Genomic DNA, 14,464 nt, shown 5'->3' with positions numbered 1-14,464 from the left:
CAGGCACGAGGCCAGGGCACACCTCAGTCGAGGCTGCCGGTCTCCAACAGAACCCTGAACTGGTCCTCGTCGAGGACGGGCACGCCCAGCGACTCCGCCTTCTCCAACTTCGACCCGGCATTCTCACCGGCGACGACATAATCGGTCTTCTTCGAGACCGATCCCGCCGCCTTGCCGCCGGCACCGAGGATCGCCTCCTTGATGCCATCGCGGGTGAACGAGCTCAGCGAACCGGTCGCCACGATCGTCAGCCCTTCGAGGGTCTGCGCGGCGGCCTCGACCTCGTCGTCTTCCATCCGCACCCCGGCGGCCGCCCAGGTCTCGACGATCTCGACGTGCCAGTCGATCTCGAACCAATCGCGGATGCTCTGGGCGATCGTCGGACCGATGCTCTCGACGGCCGACAGCTCCTCGAGGCTTGCCTCACGGATGGCCTCAAGGGTCCGGAACTTCGCGGCCAGGGTCCGTGCCGCGGTCGGTCCGACGTGGCGGATCGACAAGGCGACGAGCACCCGCCACAGATCCTGATCCTTCGCCTTCTCCAGCTCGTCGAAGAGCTTCTTCGTGTTCGCGCTCGGGGCGCTCGGCTTCTTCGCGGTTCCCCGGGTGTAGAAATACGGGACAAGCTCTCGCTCACCGGTCTCCACTCCCTTGGACTTCTTGTTCCGCCAGATCTTGACATCGCCCAGATCCTCCGGGGTGAGGTCGAAGAGGAAGGCCTCCGACGTCAGCGGGGGCGTGTCCGGTTCGGCCGGCGCCGTCAGCGCCAGTGCAGCCTCCTCGCCGAGAGCTTCGATGTCGAAGGCCGCACGGGAGGCCAAGTAGAAGATGCGGTTGGCCAGCTGCGCCGGGCACGATCGAGAATTCGGGCACCGCAGGTCCTTGTCGCCCTCCTTCTGCTCACCGAGCTCGGTCCCGCAGGACGGGCAGTGGGTGGGCATGACGAATTCGTGCTCGGATCCGTCCCGCAGCGCCGCGACCGGGCCGAGCACCTCGGGGATGACGTCTCCGGCCTTGCGCAGGGTGACGGTGTCGCCGATGAGCACGCCCTTGCGTTTGACCTCGTACCCGTTGTGCAGGGTCGCCCGCTCGACGGTCGATCCGGCCACGGTGACCGGTTCCATCACGGCGAATGGGGTCACGCGCCCGGTCCGACCCACCTGCACCTGGATATCGATGAGCTTCGTCGTGACTTCCTCTGGCGGGTATTTGAAGGCCGTCGCCCACCTCGGTGCGCGAGACGTATAGCCCATCGTCTCCTGCACGGCGATATCGTCGATCTTGATGACGATTCCGTCGATCTCGTGGGTGACATCGTGACGGTGTTCGCCGTAATAGGAGATGAAGTCTTCGATCTCGTCGACGGTGGCGAGGACCTTGAAGTAGTCGCTGATCGGCAGACCCCACGACCGGAACTGCTCGTAGACCTCGGACTGGTGAGCAGGCTCCGGATGCGAATCATCGGCCGGTGTCCACACGGCGATTCCGTGGACGAGCATGTGCAGGGGCCGGCGTGCGGTGACGGCCGGGTCCTTCTGCCGCAGCGAACCGGCCGCGGAGTTCCGCGGGTTCGCGAACGGGGCCTTGCCCTCGGCGACGAGGGAGGCGTTGAGTTCGGCGAAGTCCTCGACGGGGAAGAACACCTCACCGCGGATCTCGACCTCGGCCGGCGGGTGCTCGGTGTCGAGGCGGTGCGGGATATCGGAGATCGTGCGCACGTTCGCGGTGATGTCCTCACCGATGCGTCCGTCGCCGCGGGTCGCCGCCCGCACGAGTTCGCCGTTCCGGTAGAGCAGATTGACGGCGAGGCCGTCGATCTTGAGTTCGCACAGGAACTTCGACTTCACCGAGGTGGCCGACCGCACCCGTTCGTACCAGGCACGCAGTTCGTCGTAGTCGAAGACGTTGTCGAGGCTGTACATCGGACCGATGTGTTCGACCGGGTCGAAGGTCGAGGTGTCGACGACGCCGCCGACGGTCTGCGTCGGCGAGGAGTCGGTGACGAGTTCGGGGAACTGCGCCTCGAGGTCTTCGAGATTATGGACGAGTTCGTCGTATTCCGCATCGGAGACGAGCAGGGAGTCCTGATAGTAGGCGGCCCGCAGCTCCTCGATCCTCTCGATCAGCTGGGCATGGGCCTGAGCGCGACCGGTCGCGTCGGTGAGGTCGACGCCCTGCAGGTCGGGTGTGGTCGAATCCGAGGTCTGATGCTCGGGCGTCGACGAGTCGGCGTTCTCCGGTGTCGTGGTCATTCGATCTCCTCAAGAGCCCGCCGCAGACCGGCGGCGATGGTCATGGTTCCCCGATTGTGCTCGGGTCCGATCCCCGGCTGGTCTTCCAGCAGCGGCGGGTAGGTCAGCGGCAGTTCGGGTCCGGCAATGATCCCGAATTCGCGCAGACTCGCGACCCCCATGCCGATGCGCGACCACGGGGTGCGGATCCGTTCGCACCAGTGGTTGACCGCGTCCGATCGCGCACCGGCCGATGCCGGCAGGTGGATCCAGGTGCCGAGCCCTGCCTCGGCGAGGATCGCCAGCTGCTCCCAGCTGTGTGGTCTCAGGCTAGCCAACGGCACTGACACGGATCGGGCGCCGGTGCGGCGGACCGCCTCGGCGGCGGGAATCTCCTTGCCCTGCAGGTGCAGAGAATCGAGGTCCGGCAGGGCGAGCACGGTGGGCGGGAGGTGGCGCAGCGTGGATTCGAGCGCCGCCCACACCTGGGTTTCGCTGATGGCGGGCAGGCTCGCCCACCCGGACACTGTCGGCCAGGTGCCGGTGAGGACCGGGTTCAGGCGGGATTCGACGAGGCGGACGGTCGGCTGCATACCCAGGCTCGCGATGCGGTCGGTGAAGGCGGCGATGCCGAAGGCGTAGGCCTGGACGACGTCGCGGCGTGCCCCATAATCGCCGAGGACGCGAGCGCCGGAGCTCAGGCTCAACGCGGTCACGAGCGACCACGGTCCCGGCAGGCTGATCTGGACCTGCCCGGGCCGGGACCCACCGTATTCGGCGATCGCGTCGAAGGCTTCGATCAATGCCGAGTCCTCGAGCCGTTCGTCTTTGCCCGCCGAGGCGGTCAGGCGCCATCCGTAGGATGTGCGGTCGACGTGGAGTTCGGTGAGCAGGCCGACGGCGCGACCGATGGCGTCGGCGCCCCATCTGCCCTCGGATCGATGCGCGGTCAGGGGCACCGGCGGAAGCTGGTCGGCGAGAAGATCGAAGCCGAAGGCCGCAGCCTCCCGGACCGGACTTGTCGCGATATAGCCGCGGCGCGGATCGCGTGCTCCGGGCAGCCAGATTCCCGAGGTCGTGGCGGCGGGCAGAACGGACGTCGGGACGTCGGGGGCGGCCGCCTCGGCGGAGGTGGCACCGGGACGGTCGCGGTCGGAGCTTTCGCGGTCGGAAGTTCGGGGTTCAGCCATGCTGGTGGGCGCGGGGGATTCCGAAGACGTCGACATAGAATCCGAACTCGCTTTCCAGGGAATCGATGATGGTTTCGGCGCGGACGAAGCCGTGGGATTCGCCCTTGTACAGACGGTAAATGTACTCCACTCCGGCCAGTTCGAGTGTATCGACGAATTCCTGCGCCTGTGAGGGTGGGACGATCGGGTCGCGGTCGCCTTGCATGACGGCCACGGGCACCGTGATATCGCTGGTCCGGCGGATCGGCGAGCGAGTGATGTATTCGTCCTGGGCTGCGGGCCAGGGTCCGACGAGGCCGTCGATGTAATGGGATTCGAAGTCGTGGGTGTCGACGACGAAGCGCATGAGGTCAGTCACCCCGAAATACGAGGTGCCGCAGGCGAACACGTTCGTCGAGGCCAGGGCGGACAGCACCGTCCACCCGCCCGAGGAGGCTCCGGAGATGGCGATGCGATTCGGATCGGCGAGTCCGGCTGCGATGAGTCCGTTGACGGCGGCGACGGTGTCCTCGACGTCGACGACTCCCCACCCGCCGCGCAGCCGGTCACGCCAGGCGCGACCGAATCCGGTCGACCCGCCGTAGTTGACCTCGAGGACGCCGATGCCCTGGGAGGTGAAGAAGCTCGTGCGGGCCGTCATCTCCGGAGTCGCCTGCCCCGTCGGTCCGCCGTGGATCGAGACCACGAAGGGCGGGAGCTCGTCGACGGGAGCTGCGAAGCGAGGATTGTGGGGCGAGTGGATGACGACAGGCACTCCCCCGAGCTCGCCGACCTGCGGGCGGGAGTAGTAGCCCTGGTGGGTGTCGAGGCGTTCGCTTGCGATCTCGGTGAACAGTCCGGTCACCCGGTCGACGGCATAGAGGACTCCGGGGCGCCTCGTCGACTTCGCCGTCAGCAGCAGGTGGGTGCGTCCGAGGTCGAGCAGTTCGATCGTGCCGAAGGTCTCCCCCGTCGTGTCGATGGTCTCCCAGGCCGTGTCGGAAGGGCCCAGCGTTGAATCGGAGGGGGTGAGGCGGCGGCGCACGAGCGTCGCGGTGGCCGCCTGAGAATGCGCCCACACCTCATCTCCATCGTTGAGGTGCCACCGCGTGCCCAGCTGCCAGAGGGCACCGCCGATCTCCTCACCGGTGTCGATGACCGGTCGCAGCCGGTCGAATCCGATTCTTTCGGGCGCCGGCGCCTGACGGTCGTCGGTGACCAGGGGACGCGAGGCGACGGGATCGATGTCGAGCCCGTATAATGACCAGTGCCCGTGATGGTCGGAGATGACGTGGAGGGAGGAATCGGAGGTGAACTCCGGCTGGAGCAGGGAGATGCCCGGATCGGTCGGGCTCGGCATGCCCGGATCGGCTCTGCGTGGCCGTTCGACGCCGTCGCCGCTGAGCACGGCGACCGCAGGGGTGGCCGGCGTGCGCACATCGACCAGCCACAGGGTCGTTCCGTCCCAGGGCATGTTCGGGTGCTCCCAGCCGATGAATGCCAAGCTGCTGCCGTCGGGTGAGAGTCTGGGCCAGGCCATGAAATGAGAGTGGGTCGAGAGCACATTCGTCGTCCCGTGTTTGGTCAGCAGCACAATCGCGCGTTCACGACGGGTGGACCGGCAGTCCTCGCGCACGCACAGCAGTCCCCACGGACTCATGTGCAGATCTCCGTAGCGGATCCGCCCCGAGGTGTCCGGGGTCAGGGCATGCGGGGCTCGCCCGGGAATGATCTGCCAGACGCGCTGATCTGCGGCGTTGACGAAGTAGATGACTTCGCTGTTCTGGTCGAGAGCCCACGAGGCGCCACCGTATTCGTGGACGGCGGAGCGGATGTTGAACCCGGTCGGAATGACCTGCTCACGCTCTCCCGGACGCGACAGTGAGGTGCGGACGAGCCCGGTGCGGGCTTTCTCGGCGGGGATCTTCGTCGAATAGAAGATCTCGTCTCCCCTGAAGGCGGCGTCGAAGATCGGAGCGGCACCGGCGGCCACCTCGGCGGCGCCCAGAGGTGAGGACCAGGTTCCATAAGGTGCCGTGACGACATCTTGGGGACTTTCCTTCATGCCCCCAGAGTATCGCCAGTGGCAGACATCGGCCCCGAAGCCGTCGCTTCAGTGAGGTGAAGCGGCTCAGGCGCCGGCGAATTCGGGTGCCGGGGTGATGCGGTCCTTGGCCGTGGAGTCGATGGTGGCCTGGCCGAGGACACGGGTGCCGCGGTAGATGACCATGGTCTGGCCCGGGGCTACTCCGGACAGCTCCTCATCGACGTCGACGTGCATGAGCTGCCCGGCCGGACGTGCGGCAGGCACCTCGACCTCGTCGACGATGGGGTTGACTTCGTGTTCGGGCGCCTCGGCGACGAATTCGCCGAGCCACGCACGGGCCGGCACCGGATCGGCGTGGGCACGGATCTGCACTTCGCAGTCGATCCCGGTCTCCGGAGTCGAACCCATGTCCGACGGCGCTGCACCGGCCCACGAAGTGCGGATGCCGGTCAGATGCGAGACCGCGAGATCGGCGCGCGACCCGACGGTGACGGTGTTCGTGGCCGGGTCGAGGCCGGTGACGAAGCGCGGCTTGCCATCACGAGCGGGCTTCTCGATGCCGAGTCCCTTGCGCTGGCCGATCGTGTAGGTCATCGCTCCGTCGTGACGCCCAAGCACTTCGCCTTCGGAGTCCTTGATGAGTCCGGGTCGCATCGGGATCTTATCGGCCAGCCAGGCCTTCGTGTCCCCATCGGGGATGAAGCAGATGTCGTAGGAGTCGGGCTTGTTCGCTACGGAGAATCCGCGCTCGGCCGCCTCGGCGCGCACTTCGGCCTTCGACGCCGTCGCACCGATCGGGAAGTAGCAGTGCTCGAGCTGGTCGGAGGTGAGCACACCGAGGACGTAGGACTGGTCCTTGGCCAGATCCTCACCGCGGTGCAGTTCGGGCCGGCCCTCGTCGTCACGCAGCACCTCGGCGTAGTGGCCGGTGGCGATGGCGTCGAAGCCGAGCGCCAGGGCCCGGTCGAGGAGGGCGGCGAACTTGATGCGTTCATTGCAGCGCATGCACGGGTTCGGGGTGCGTCCGGCCGCGTACTCGGCGATGAAGTCATCGACGATGTCTTCCTTGAACCGCTCGGAGAAGTCCCAGACGTAGAAGGGGATGTCGAGCATTCCCGCCACGCGGTGGGCGTCGCGGGAGTCTTCGATCGTGCAGCAGCCGCGCGATCCGGTGCGCAGGGTCCCGGGCATCCGGGACAGGGCGAGGTGAACGCCGACGACTTCGTGTCCGGCGTCGACGGCACGGGCGGCTGCGACGGAGGAATCGACTCCGCCGGACATGGCGACGAGTACTCTCATGATGCTCCTTGCATCCATCGGGGTGTTGCCGAAACCATCCCGGCTCGGCGTGCCTGGTCGACGACCTCGGGAAGGGCCGCGAGCAGGGCATCGACATCGGCTTCGGTCGTGTCGTGACCGAGCGTGAAGCGTTGGGTGGTGCGGGCGCTGTCCTCATCCATCCCGCAGGCCAGGAGCACATGGGAGGGACGGGAGACACCGGCGGAACAGGCCGATCCCGTCGAGGTGGCCAATCCCCTGGCATCGAGACCGAACAGCAGCGAGTCCCCTTCGCAGCCCGGGAACGTGAAGTGGGCGTTGGCCGGCAGGCGGTCCGCTCCGCGCGGACCGGAGAGCACGGCACCGTCGATGCTCGATTCGATTCCCGCGATGAGGCGGTCCCGCAGCCCCGACAGTCGGGCCGACCGGGACTCGAGGTCTGCAGTGACGAGATCGACGGCGGCGGCGAAAGCCACGGCACCGGCGACATCGAGGGTGCCCGAGCGCACGCTGCGCTCCTGTCCCCCGCCGTGGAGGATGGGCGTCGGGCTCGCTGCGCGGTCGAGCAGGAGTGCGCCGATGCCGACGGGGCCGCCGATCTTGTGCGCGGTGATCGTCATGGCCGTCGCCTTGAGTGCCGCGAAGTCGAGCGGGATCTGTCCGAGCGCCTGCACGGCGTCGATGTGGAAGGGAATGCCGAGTTCGGCGGCGATCTCACCGATCTCGGCGATCGGCTGCAGAGTGCCGATCTCGTTGTTCGCGGCCATCACGCTGATGAGCGCGGTGCGTTCGGGTTCGCGGCGCAGTTCGGCGGTCGCCGCGTCCAGATCGAGACGCCCTGCCGAGTCGACGTCCAGGTAGACGGCTTCGGCGCCGAGGCTCTCCAGCCACTCCACGGTCTCGAGGATCGCAGGATGTTCGATCGTCGTCGTCAGCACCCGCGGGCGCGCAGGCTCCGTGAACGTTCCGTTGTTGCGGGCGAGGTAGAGGCCCTTGAGAGCGAAATTGTCCGCCTCGGTGCCTCCGGAGGTGAAGATCACCTCCGACGAGGTGGCCGCACCGACCGCGCGGGCAATTCCTTCGCGTGCTTCTTCGATGCGCATCCGCGCCGCCTGTCCGACCGCATGCAGGGCCGAGGGGTTGGCCCGACGGGCCAGCTCCTTCGTGTACACCTCGAGCACCTCGGCGGGCATCGGCGAGGTGGCTGCGTGATCGAGATAGATGGGCACCCTGCAATTTTAGGGCGTGAGCCAGGCTACGGCCAGGATCCGTGCGGCATCTCACCTGCGCAGCGGCACATCCGGACGAGTTGCCCGCCGGTGTGGCCGACTAAACTGGTCTCCGTGTTCACCGTTTTCACCATCGTCCTCTATGCCGCCACCGGCATCCTGACCCTGTGGTCGATCGTCGAGACCATCCGCAACCGTCCGGCCGGCAAGGCCCTGCTCGGCGGTGCCGCTCTGCTTCTGCTGCTGCTCATCGTGCAGCTGATCATCTCGATTGCGACCTTCGGCTCCACGCATGATGTCGACCCGCTGCTCTACTTCGGCTACATCATCACGGCGATTATGGTCATGGCGCTGGCCGGGTTCTGGGCGTTTGCGGAACTGAGCCGCTGGGGGCCGGGTGTGCTGGCCGCGGCAGGACTGACGGTGATCGTGATGATCGAGAGATTGGACCAGATTTGGCAGTGACCAGGCGCAATCGGTTCGGCGGGGGCTCCGCCGACGATGCGAACTCAGCAGGCAGCGCGAACGCGGCAGGCAATGCGAAGTCAGCGGGCGACGCGGACTCCACGGCCGCCTCGGCGAGGGGACAGACGGGACGGTCGCCGTTCTCGGCGATGCATACCGGACCGGGACGGGCGCTGACGGCGGTGTACGGGGTCTTCGCGCTCTCGGCCACGGCCCGGGCGGGCTACCAGCTCATCCGCGAATTCGATGTCGCGCCGATCGCGTACTCGCTCTCGGCCTTCGCTGCGGTGATCTACATCCTCGCCACGGTCTGCCTGGTCATCGGCAACCGCGTCTCGCACCGGATCGCCGTCGCGGCCTGTGCGATCGAGTTCCTCGGCGTCATCGTCGTCGGCATCCTCAGCCACACCCACCCCGAGGACTTCGCAAAGCCGTCGGTGTGGTCGAACTTCGGCAGCGGATACGGCTATATTCCGCTGCTCCTGCCGCTCATCGGCCTGTGGTGGCTGCTGCGCGTCGGCCGCCGCGCCAGCCGCGGCTGACAATCCACGCGAACCGCGGCTGAGCCCGGGTCACTCCACCTTGGAGGACAGGACGTTCCAGTCGGTGGCGACGGCGGTGAGTTCATCACCGGTCTTCATCAGCACATAGGGGTGCGCGGTGTCGACCTTGATGGTGTCGCCCTCTTTGTCGTTCGTCTTCACGGCTTCGACGGTGTCGCCGAGGTCGAGTGCGTAGTCCGACGGTGCCTTGATCGTCAGGGTGCACCGCACCTCGCCCATTCCGATCGCACCGTTCTCGGTGCTCAAGGTCATGTCCTCGAACTTGAGGTCCTCATAGGGCTTGCAGTCGACATCGACCTTGTCGAAGCCGGAGTCCTTGTCCCGCAGGTCACCCAGGTAGTCGCGGAATCCCTTGAATCCGCCTTCCTTGAGTCCCTCGGGGCCCCCGGACTTCGCCTTGCCGTCGACGAGGAACGACGAGACGTCACCGGACGCGGTCGTCAGATCCTCGGAGAAGTCCTCGGGTCCCTTCTCCACGGCGCCGCTGTCATCGGCCATGAGGGTCGGCATCTGGTCGGTGGGGATATAGGACGCCGAACGCACGAGCGGATCGGTCGACGCCGATTCCCGCGTCACCAGCATCACCTGGGTCAGCTGCTTGTCCCCATCCGTGGACTTCTTGTCCGCGGTTCCGAAGGCGTAGAACCACATCGGATATTCGGTGAAGTTCGGGCTGCCGGCGACGACCTCGGTGAAGTTTGGTGCGCGCAGCTTCTGCTTCGCCTTGTCCGCGATCTGGATCTGCGCGCGGGTGTGGTCGATGAGCGGCGCCGCCTGGATCTTGTCGAGGTCGGAGCCCTTGTCGCCGAGTGTCTTGTCCAGCGATTCCGTGTAGTTCGTCATGAACTTCCCGGCCTCTCCGGCACGCACCGCCGTGCGCTCGTACGGAGTGGTGTCCGGGCTGCTGGGTTTGGCGATCGGCATATTCGCACAGCCGCTGAGCACGAGTCCGGTGCCCAAGACAGAGGCCGTCACCGCGCGGAAGGACCGCCGGTTCCGCAGATCCCGTCGCCGAGGCGGCGCTTGGCCGGCCGTGTCCGGCTGCACTGTCGAGATCGGCTGGGTCGCCGGTCCCGGCTCGCCCTTGACCGTGCGGTCTGTGGCCGGTTCCCGGCCGCCGCGGCCAAAGCCGCCCGAGGGACCGTCTCCGCCACCGTCGGGTCCGCTGCCGTTCGGGGGTCCGACGTCCTTCTTGGGCGGGCGGATGCGCGAGGCCCACCAGCGCATGAAGAAGAACACCGAGAATCCGGCGAGGATGATCGTGCCGGCAATGCCGAGCAGGCTGAGTGCGAATACGCCCTTGACGCGCATCTGGAGACTCACCGTCGTTCCGTCGAGACTGTCATCGGAGTTCGCAGGAGCGATGACGAGCACCTGCGGTTCGGCATCGAGGTCGAAGGTCTTCGCCACCGTCTTTCCCGTGTCCGAGCTGATCCACCAGTCGCGATCGGCGATATCAGCCTCAGGCTTCGCATCACCGGGAGTGAACCGGTGGGAGGCGGAGTTCGGGAACGACACATCACTGATCTGCTCCTGCGCCACCCCGTCGAGGTAACTGTCGGCGTCGACCCCGCTGGCGGTACCGACGAACAGCTCCGTGCCCTTCGAGTTCTTCGCCGTCACGGTCACGCTCGAACCCGAATAGGGCACGATCGCCTCGTCGAGGACGACGGCGTAGGCTCCGTCCTTGACCTTGAAGGCCGGCGTCTCGGTGATCTCATCGGTGCCGACGACCGAGAGCGCAGAGATGACCAGTCCGGCGAGCGTGAGTGCCGCTACGCCGAAGAGGATGGCGGTGATGAGTCGGATTCGCTGGATCAGAACAGTGCCCTCATGAGTGCGGTCCGTGCCTTGGTCACGGCTGGGTCGTCGGCGCCGAGGACCTCGAAGAGATCGAGGACCCGCAGGCGCAGGGACTCCTTCTCATCACCCGCGGTGGTGCGGATGAGTGAGATGAGTCGGTTGAAGGCGCTGCCGGCATTGCCGCTGACCACTTCGGCGTCGGCCGCGGCCTTCGCGGCTTCGACGTTCTTGGGGTCCGCATCGGCGGCGGCGATGAGATCGGCCGGTTCCTGGTCGATGAGGCGGCGGCCCAGGCCTGCACGGGCGAGACCGAACTTCGCCTCCTCATCGGCGGGAGAGTTCGCCAGCGCGGCTTTGAACAGGTTCTCTGCGGTGTCGAAGTCGCCCTTGGCGAGTGCCTCTTCGGCCTCCGGGTGGGCAGGGCCGGCCGGTTCGGGCTCGGCTCCCCCGACGGCCGCATGCCCGGTCACACCGTTCTCACCTGCGAGCTTGAGCAGCTCGTCGAAGTACGCCTGGACCTGAGGTTCGGGCAGAGCGCTCTGGAACAGCGGCACGGGCTGACCCTTGATGAGGGCGACGACCGTGGGGATCGACTGAACGCCGAAGGCCTGCTGCAGACGCGGGTTCGCATCGACGTCGACCTTGGCCAGCACCAGACGTCCCCCGTAGGAGGTGACGACGCGTTCGAGGATCGGCGAGAGCTGTTTGCAGGGTTCGCACCATTCGGCCCACAGGTCGATGACGACGGGCACGCGGTCGGAGATCGCCACCAGGCTGGTGAACGTCGATTCGTCGACGTCGAAGACCAGTCCCGGAACGGCGACCGCATTCGGATCCCCACCGGCCGGGCCGCCGGCAGCACCGTCAGCACCGGCTCCCGCACCGGCGGCGTGACCGGTCTGACCGGCCTGTTCGGCGGGCATGTTCTTGCTGCGCACCGCCGACAGGTCGAGTCCCTGATTGGGCTGCGTGCTCTCCTGCGAGGGATCCATTGACACGTGGTCTCCTTTGTGACGCGGTCGGTGGGCTCGGCGCAAACCGTGACGCACCTGGTCCTTGCTTATCCAACAGAACGTATCAACACCGGTGCGCCCACGGCTATTTCCTCAGCCGTCAGGGAAGGAACACCACGGTGCCGACCCTTCCGCCTCAGCCTGCTTCGGCTCCGGCGAGAGTCTCGAGACCGCCGATGAGCTTGACCTTGCCGTCCTTGGGGACGAGGAAGGTGAGCACCTGGGTGGTCTTCGTCGTCACCGGCTCCTTGGTCGTCGCGGAGCCGACGAGTTCCTTCTGGGGCGACGACAGCGACAGGGTGCCGGTGCGACCCTCCTTCGACTCGGGGCTGATCGTCGATTCGGCGTCGATGACTCCGGTGACGATGGCGGCGTCCCCGGCGGTGCCCTGGGCGACGAGCTCCTTGCCCGGAGTGTACTTGTACTTCACCTCGGCCTTGCCTTCTTCGGCACTGGCCTTCTGGTCCTTCTGGTTCTTCCAGATGGACTTCGAGAAGTCATCGGACTCGAACTTCTTCGCCTCCTTCGAGTCCGCCCCGCTGCCGAGGGCCTTCGCGTAGTCGGCGACGGCCTTCTCCGGAGTGGTGACGAAGTCCTTGGATCCGGGTTCGAGCATCTTCGCCCCCTGACGCGAGTCGGGCAGCTCGGGCAGCTTCGTGCCGGCCGTCAGCTGGGTCTGCGACCACAGTTTGTAATTGCTGCGCGGATCATCCTGGGTCAGCACGAGCAGCTGCGAATTCCCACCAGCGGAGGTGATCAGGCTGGTCACGCGCGGCCAGGCATCGGTGGCCGAGGTGTAGTTGGCGACGATCTCTTCGCTGGCCACCTCCGGCGCCATCTTCTGGTCTTCGACGTCGTCTTTCACCTTGTACAGGTCTTCACGCTGTTTGAGCGCGGGACCGGCGGCACGTTCGGCCAGTGCCTTCTTATCGGTCTTCTTGTCCGCGGCTTTGACGTCGGCGGCCACGGAGTCGAGGATCCGCTTGGCCTGGTCATCGGTGACACCCGCGGCCGCGGAGCTCGGAGCCTCGGAGGGTTCGGGCTTCGGCAGCTCTTCGGGCCCGCAGGCGCTCAGGGCGAGCACGGGGACGACGGCGAAGGCGGTGCCGTATTCGGCGAGCTTGCGGCGGCGCTCCTGGCGCGCCTTGCGGCGGTTCGCTTCCTTCTTCGAATTGTTCGCACCGAGGAAGAGGAGGACGACGCCGACGACGAAGAGGACACCGCCGATGATCATCAGCGGGAGCGCCCAGGGAGTCTCGGCATGGTTGGGCCAGGTGAGGGTCACGGATTTGACGGCTCCGGCTTCGCCGTCGCCGGCAATGAGGAATCCGGTGCGGTTGGCCTCGTCGTTCCATTCCAGCTCCACCGAATCGGTGCCGGTGACTTCCGACTGCCACAGATCGGCCCCGGCGGGATTGGGAACCTTGCCCTCACCATCGGTCGCCTTGGTCGTGAGCTTGCCGCCTTCGGCGAGTCCGGTGACGCGGTCATAGGCGGACTGTCCCGCCCAGGCTTCGACGTTCTCGATCGGAGCTTGGGCGATCGTGAGGTCACCGCTGCCCTTGACCGTGAGTGTGGTCGGGGTTTCGTAGAGGTTGAGCATTCCGGGGTCGACGATGACTGCCGGTTTGTCGGCGTCGATCTGTGCGGTGGCAGTGATCGTATCCTCCGGCGCCCACAGGGTCTTCTGCAGGATGCCGAGGCCACCGACGACGACACCCACCACCATGAGAATCACAGCGAATGTGTAACGCACGTGCGAACCTTCCCTCAGCCGAGCAAAAATGGCACCCCAGTTCGGGGACTCTTCAAGTTTAAGTCACATCCCGGACATCGCCTTTGTGCGCACGCTCAGTGTGTGTCGACGTTCACACGCCCAAGCCGCGCGGCGGCGCCGATTGCGCCCCGGAATGTCCCGTTCCCTGCTGTCTGCCCTAAGCTGGGCGAGTGAGCAACAACAGAATTGTGTGGATCGACTGCGAAATGACCGGCCTCGACGAGGTGCGGGACGAACTCATCGAGGTGGCTGCGATCGTCACCGACTTCGAGCTCAACCCCCTCGACGACGGAATCGACATCGTCATCAAGCCCTCGGCGGAGGCACGGGCGAACATGAACGAATTCGTCACGAACATGCACACCACCTCGGGCCTGATCACCGAGCTCGACGCGGGCACCACCGTCGCCGAGGCGCAGACCCGAGTCCTCGAATACGTGAAGAAGCATGTCCCCGAGGCCGGCAAGGCACCGCTGGGAGGGAACTCGGTCGGCACCGACAAAGTGTTCCTCACCAAACAGATGCCCGAACTCGTCGAGCACCTGCACTACCGGATCATCGATGTCTCCTCGATCAAGGAACTGTCCAAGCAGTGGTTCCCACGCGCCTACTTCCAGGCACCGGCCAAGCACGGTGGCCACCGTGCACTCGGAGACATCATCGACTCGATCATCGAGCTCCAGTACTACCGGAAGGCCGTGTTCTCCGCCGAGGGGCCGAGTTCCGATGAGGCGAAATCGATTGCCGCCGAGGTGGCCGAGGCCTACCCGAAGGCGACCGACGAGGACTGACCGCCGCCTTCCGAGGCGATCGTGAGCACAGCCCGGTTCCGCAGCTGCGGAACCGGGCTGTTCATTCTCTGAGACCAGCCGGATCTGAACCCGAGCGT

At 66.4% G+C, this 14,464-nt stretch carries 11 protein-coding genes; 3 read left to right on the top strand and 8 right to left on the bottom strand.

Features of this window, described 5'->3' with window-relative positions; genetic code table 11:
* Positions 1-23: 23 nt before the first annotated feature.
* The 5 genes from ligA to ACU4IU_RS14755 form a co-directional block, all read right to left on the bottom strand.
* Positions 24-2,252 carry an NAD-dependent DNA ligase LigA gene (ligA, locus tag ACU4IU_RS14775; protein ID WP_446657153.1) on the bottom strand — a complete coding sequence of 743 codons (2,229 nt, stop codon included), beginning with the start codon at positions 2,250-2,252 and terminating at the stop codon, positions 24-26.
* A complete protein-coding gene (locus ACU4IU_RS14770; RefSeq protein WP_446657152.1) occupies positions 2,249-3,421 on the bottom strand; it encodes a hypothetical protein in 1,173 nt (390 codons plus the stop codon). Before ACU4IU_RS14770 ends, ligA begins: the two co-directional genes overlap by 4 nt.
* On the bottom strand, positions 3,414-5,465 hold the full coding sequence (locus tag ACU4IU_RS14765) for a S9 family peptidase (protein WP_446657151.1): 2,052 nt from the start codon (positions 5,463-5,465) through the stop codon (positions 3,414-3,416). Before ACU4IU_RS14765 ends, ACU4IU_RS14770 begins: the two co-directional genes overlap by 8 nt.
* A 66-nt stretch (positions 5,466-5,531) precedes the next feature.
* On the bottom strand, positions 5,532-6,746 hold the full coding sequence (gene mnmA, locus ACU4IU_RS14760) for a tRNA 2-thiouridine(34) synthase MnmA (RefSeq protein WP_446657150.1): 1,215 nt from the start codon (positions 6,744-6,746) through the stop codon (positions 5,532-5,534).
* Complete coding sequence (locus ACU4IU_RS14755) at positions 6,743-7,954, bottom strand: cysteine desulfurase family protein (RefSeq protein WP_139468899.1); 1,212 nt, start codon at positions 7,952-7,954, stop codon at positions 6,743-6,745. The genes mnmA and ACU4IU_RS14755 overlap by 4 nt, the downstream gene beginning before the upstream one ends.
* Positions 7,955-8,068: 114 nt before the next feature.
* Here ACU4IU_RS14755 and ACU4IU_RS14750 point away from each other — a divergent pair, with 114 nt between their 5' ends.
* Together ACU4IU_RS14750 and ACU4IU_RS14745 are read left to right on the top strand one after the other, a co-directional pair.
* Positions 8,069-8,419, top strand: a complete 351-nt coding sequence (locus tag ACU4IU_RS14750; RefSeq protein WP_139468900.1) for a hypothetical protein — start codon at positions 8,069-8,071, stop codon at positions 8,417-8,419.
* Positions 8,420-8,568: 149 nt separating this feature from the next.
* The gene (locus ACU4IU_RS14745; RefSeq protein WP_181271683.1) at positions 8,569-8,961 is read left to right on the top strand and encodes a hypothetical protein; all 393 of its coding nucleotides are present in this window, start codon (positions 8,569-8,571) and stop codon (positions 8,959-8,961) included.
* Positions 8,962-8,991: 30 nt separating this feature from the next.
* Here ACU4IU_RS14745 and ACU4IU_RS14740 read toward each other — a convergent pair whose 3' ends face one another.
* From ACU4IU_RS14740 to ACU4IU_RS14730, 3 genes are all read right to left on the bottom strand, one after another.
* Complete coding sequence (locus ACU4IU_RS14740) at positions 8,992-10,611, bottom strand: hypothetical protein (RefSeq protein ID WP_446657149.1); 1,620 nt, start codon at positions 10,609-10,611, stop codon at positions 8,992-8,994.
* 188 nt (positions 10,612-10,799) lie between these two features.
* The gene (locus ACU4IU_RS14735; RefSeq protein WP_376906791.1) at positions 10,800-11,777 is read right to left on the bottom strand and encodes a tetratricopeptide repeat protein; all 978 of its coding nucleotides are present in this window, start codon (positions 11,775-11,777) and stop codon (positions 10,800-10,802) included.
* Positions 11,778-11,934: 157 nt separating this feature from the next.
* Positions 11,935-13,554, bottom strand: a complete 1,620-nt coding sequence (locus ACU4IU_RS14730) for a hypothetical protein (RefSeq protein WP_446657148.1) — start codon at positions 13,552-13,554, stop codon at positions 11,935-11,937.
* A gap of 227 nt (positions 13,555-13,781) precedes the next feature.
* On the opposite strand from ACU4IU_RS14730, the gene orn reads away from it, so the two are divergent.
* Positions 13,782-14,366 carry an oligoribonuclease gene (orn, locus tag ACU4IU_RS14725; RefSeq protein ID WP_139468963.1) on the top strand — a complete coding sequence of 195 codons (585 nt, stop codon included), beginning with the start codon at positions 13,782-13,784 and terminating at the stop codon, positions 14,364-14,366.
* Positions 14,367-14,464 lie beyond the last annotated feature (98 nt).

The organism is Brevibacterium sp. CSND-B09 (genome assembly GCF_052906525.1).
The sequence above is the reverse complement of the archived record's forward strand: the minus strand, read 5'-3'. Positions and strand labels throughout refer to the sequence as shown.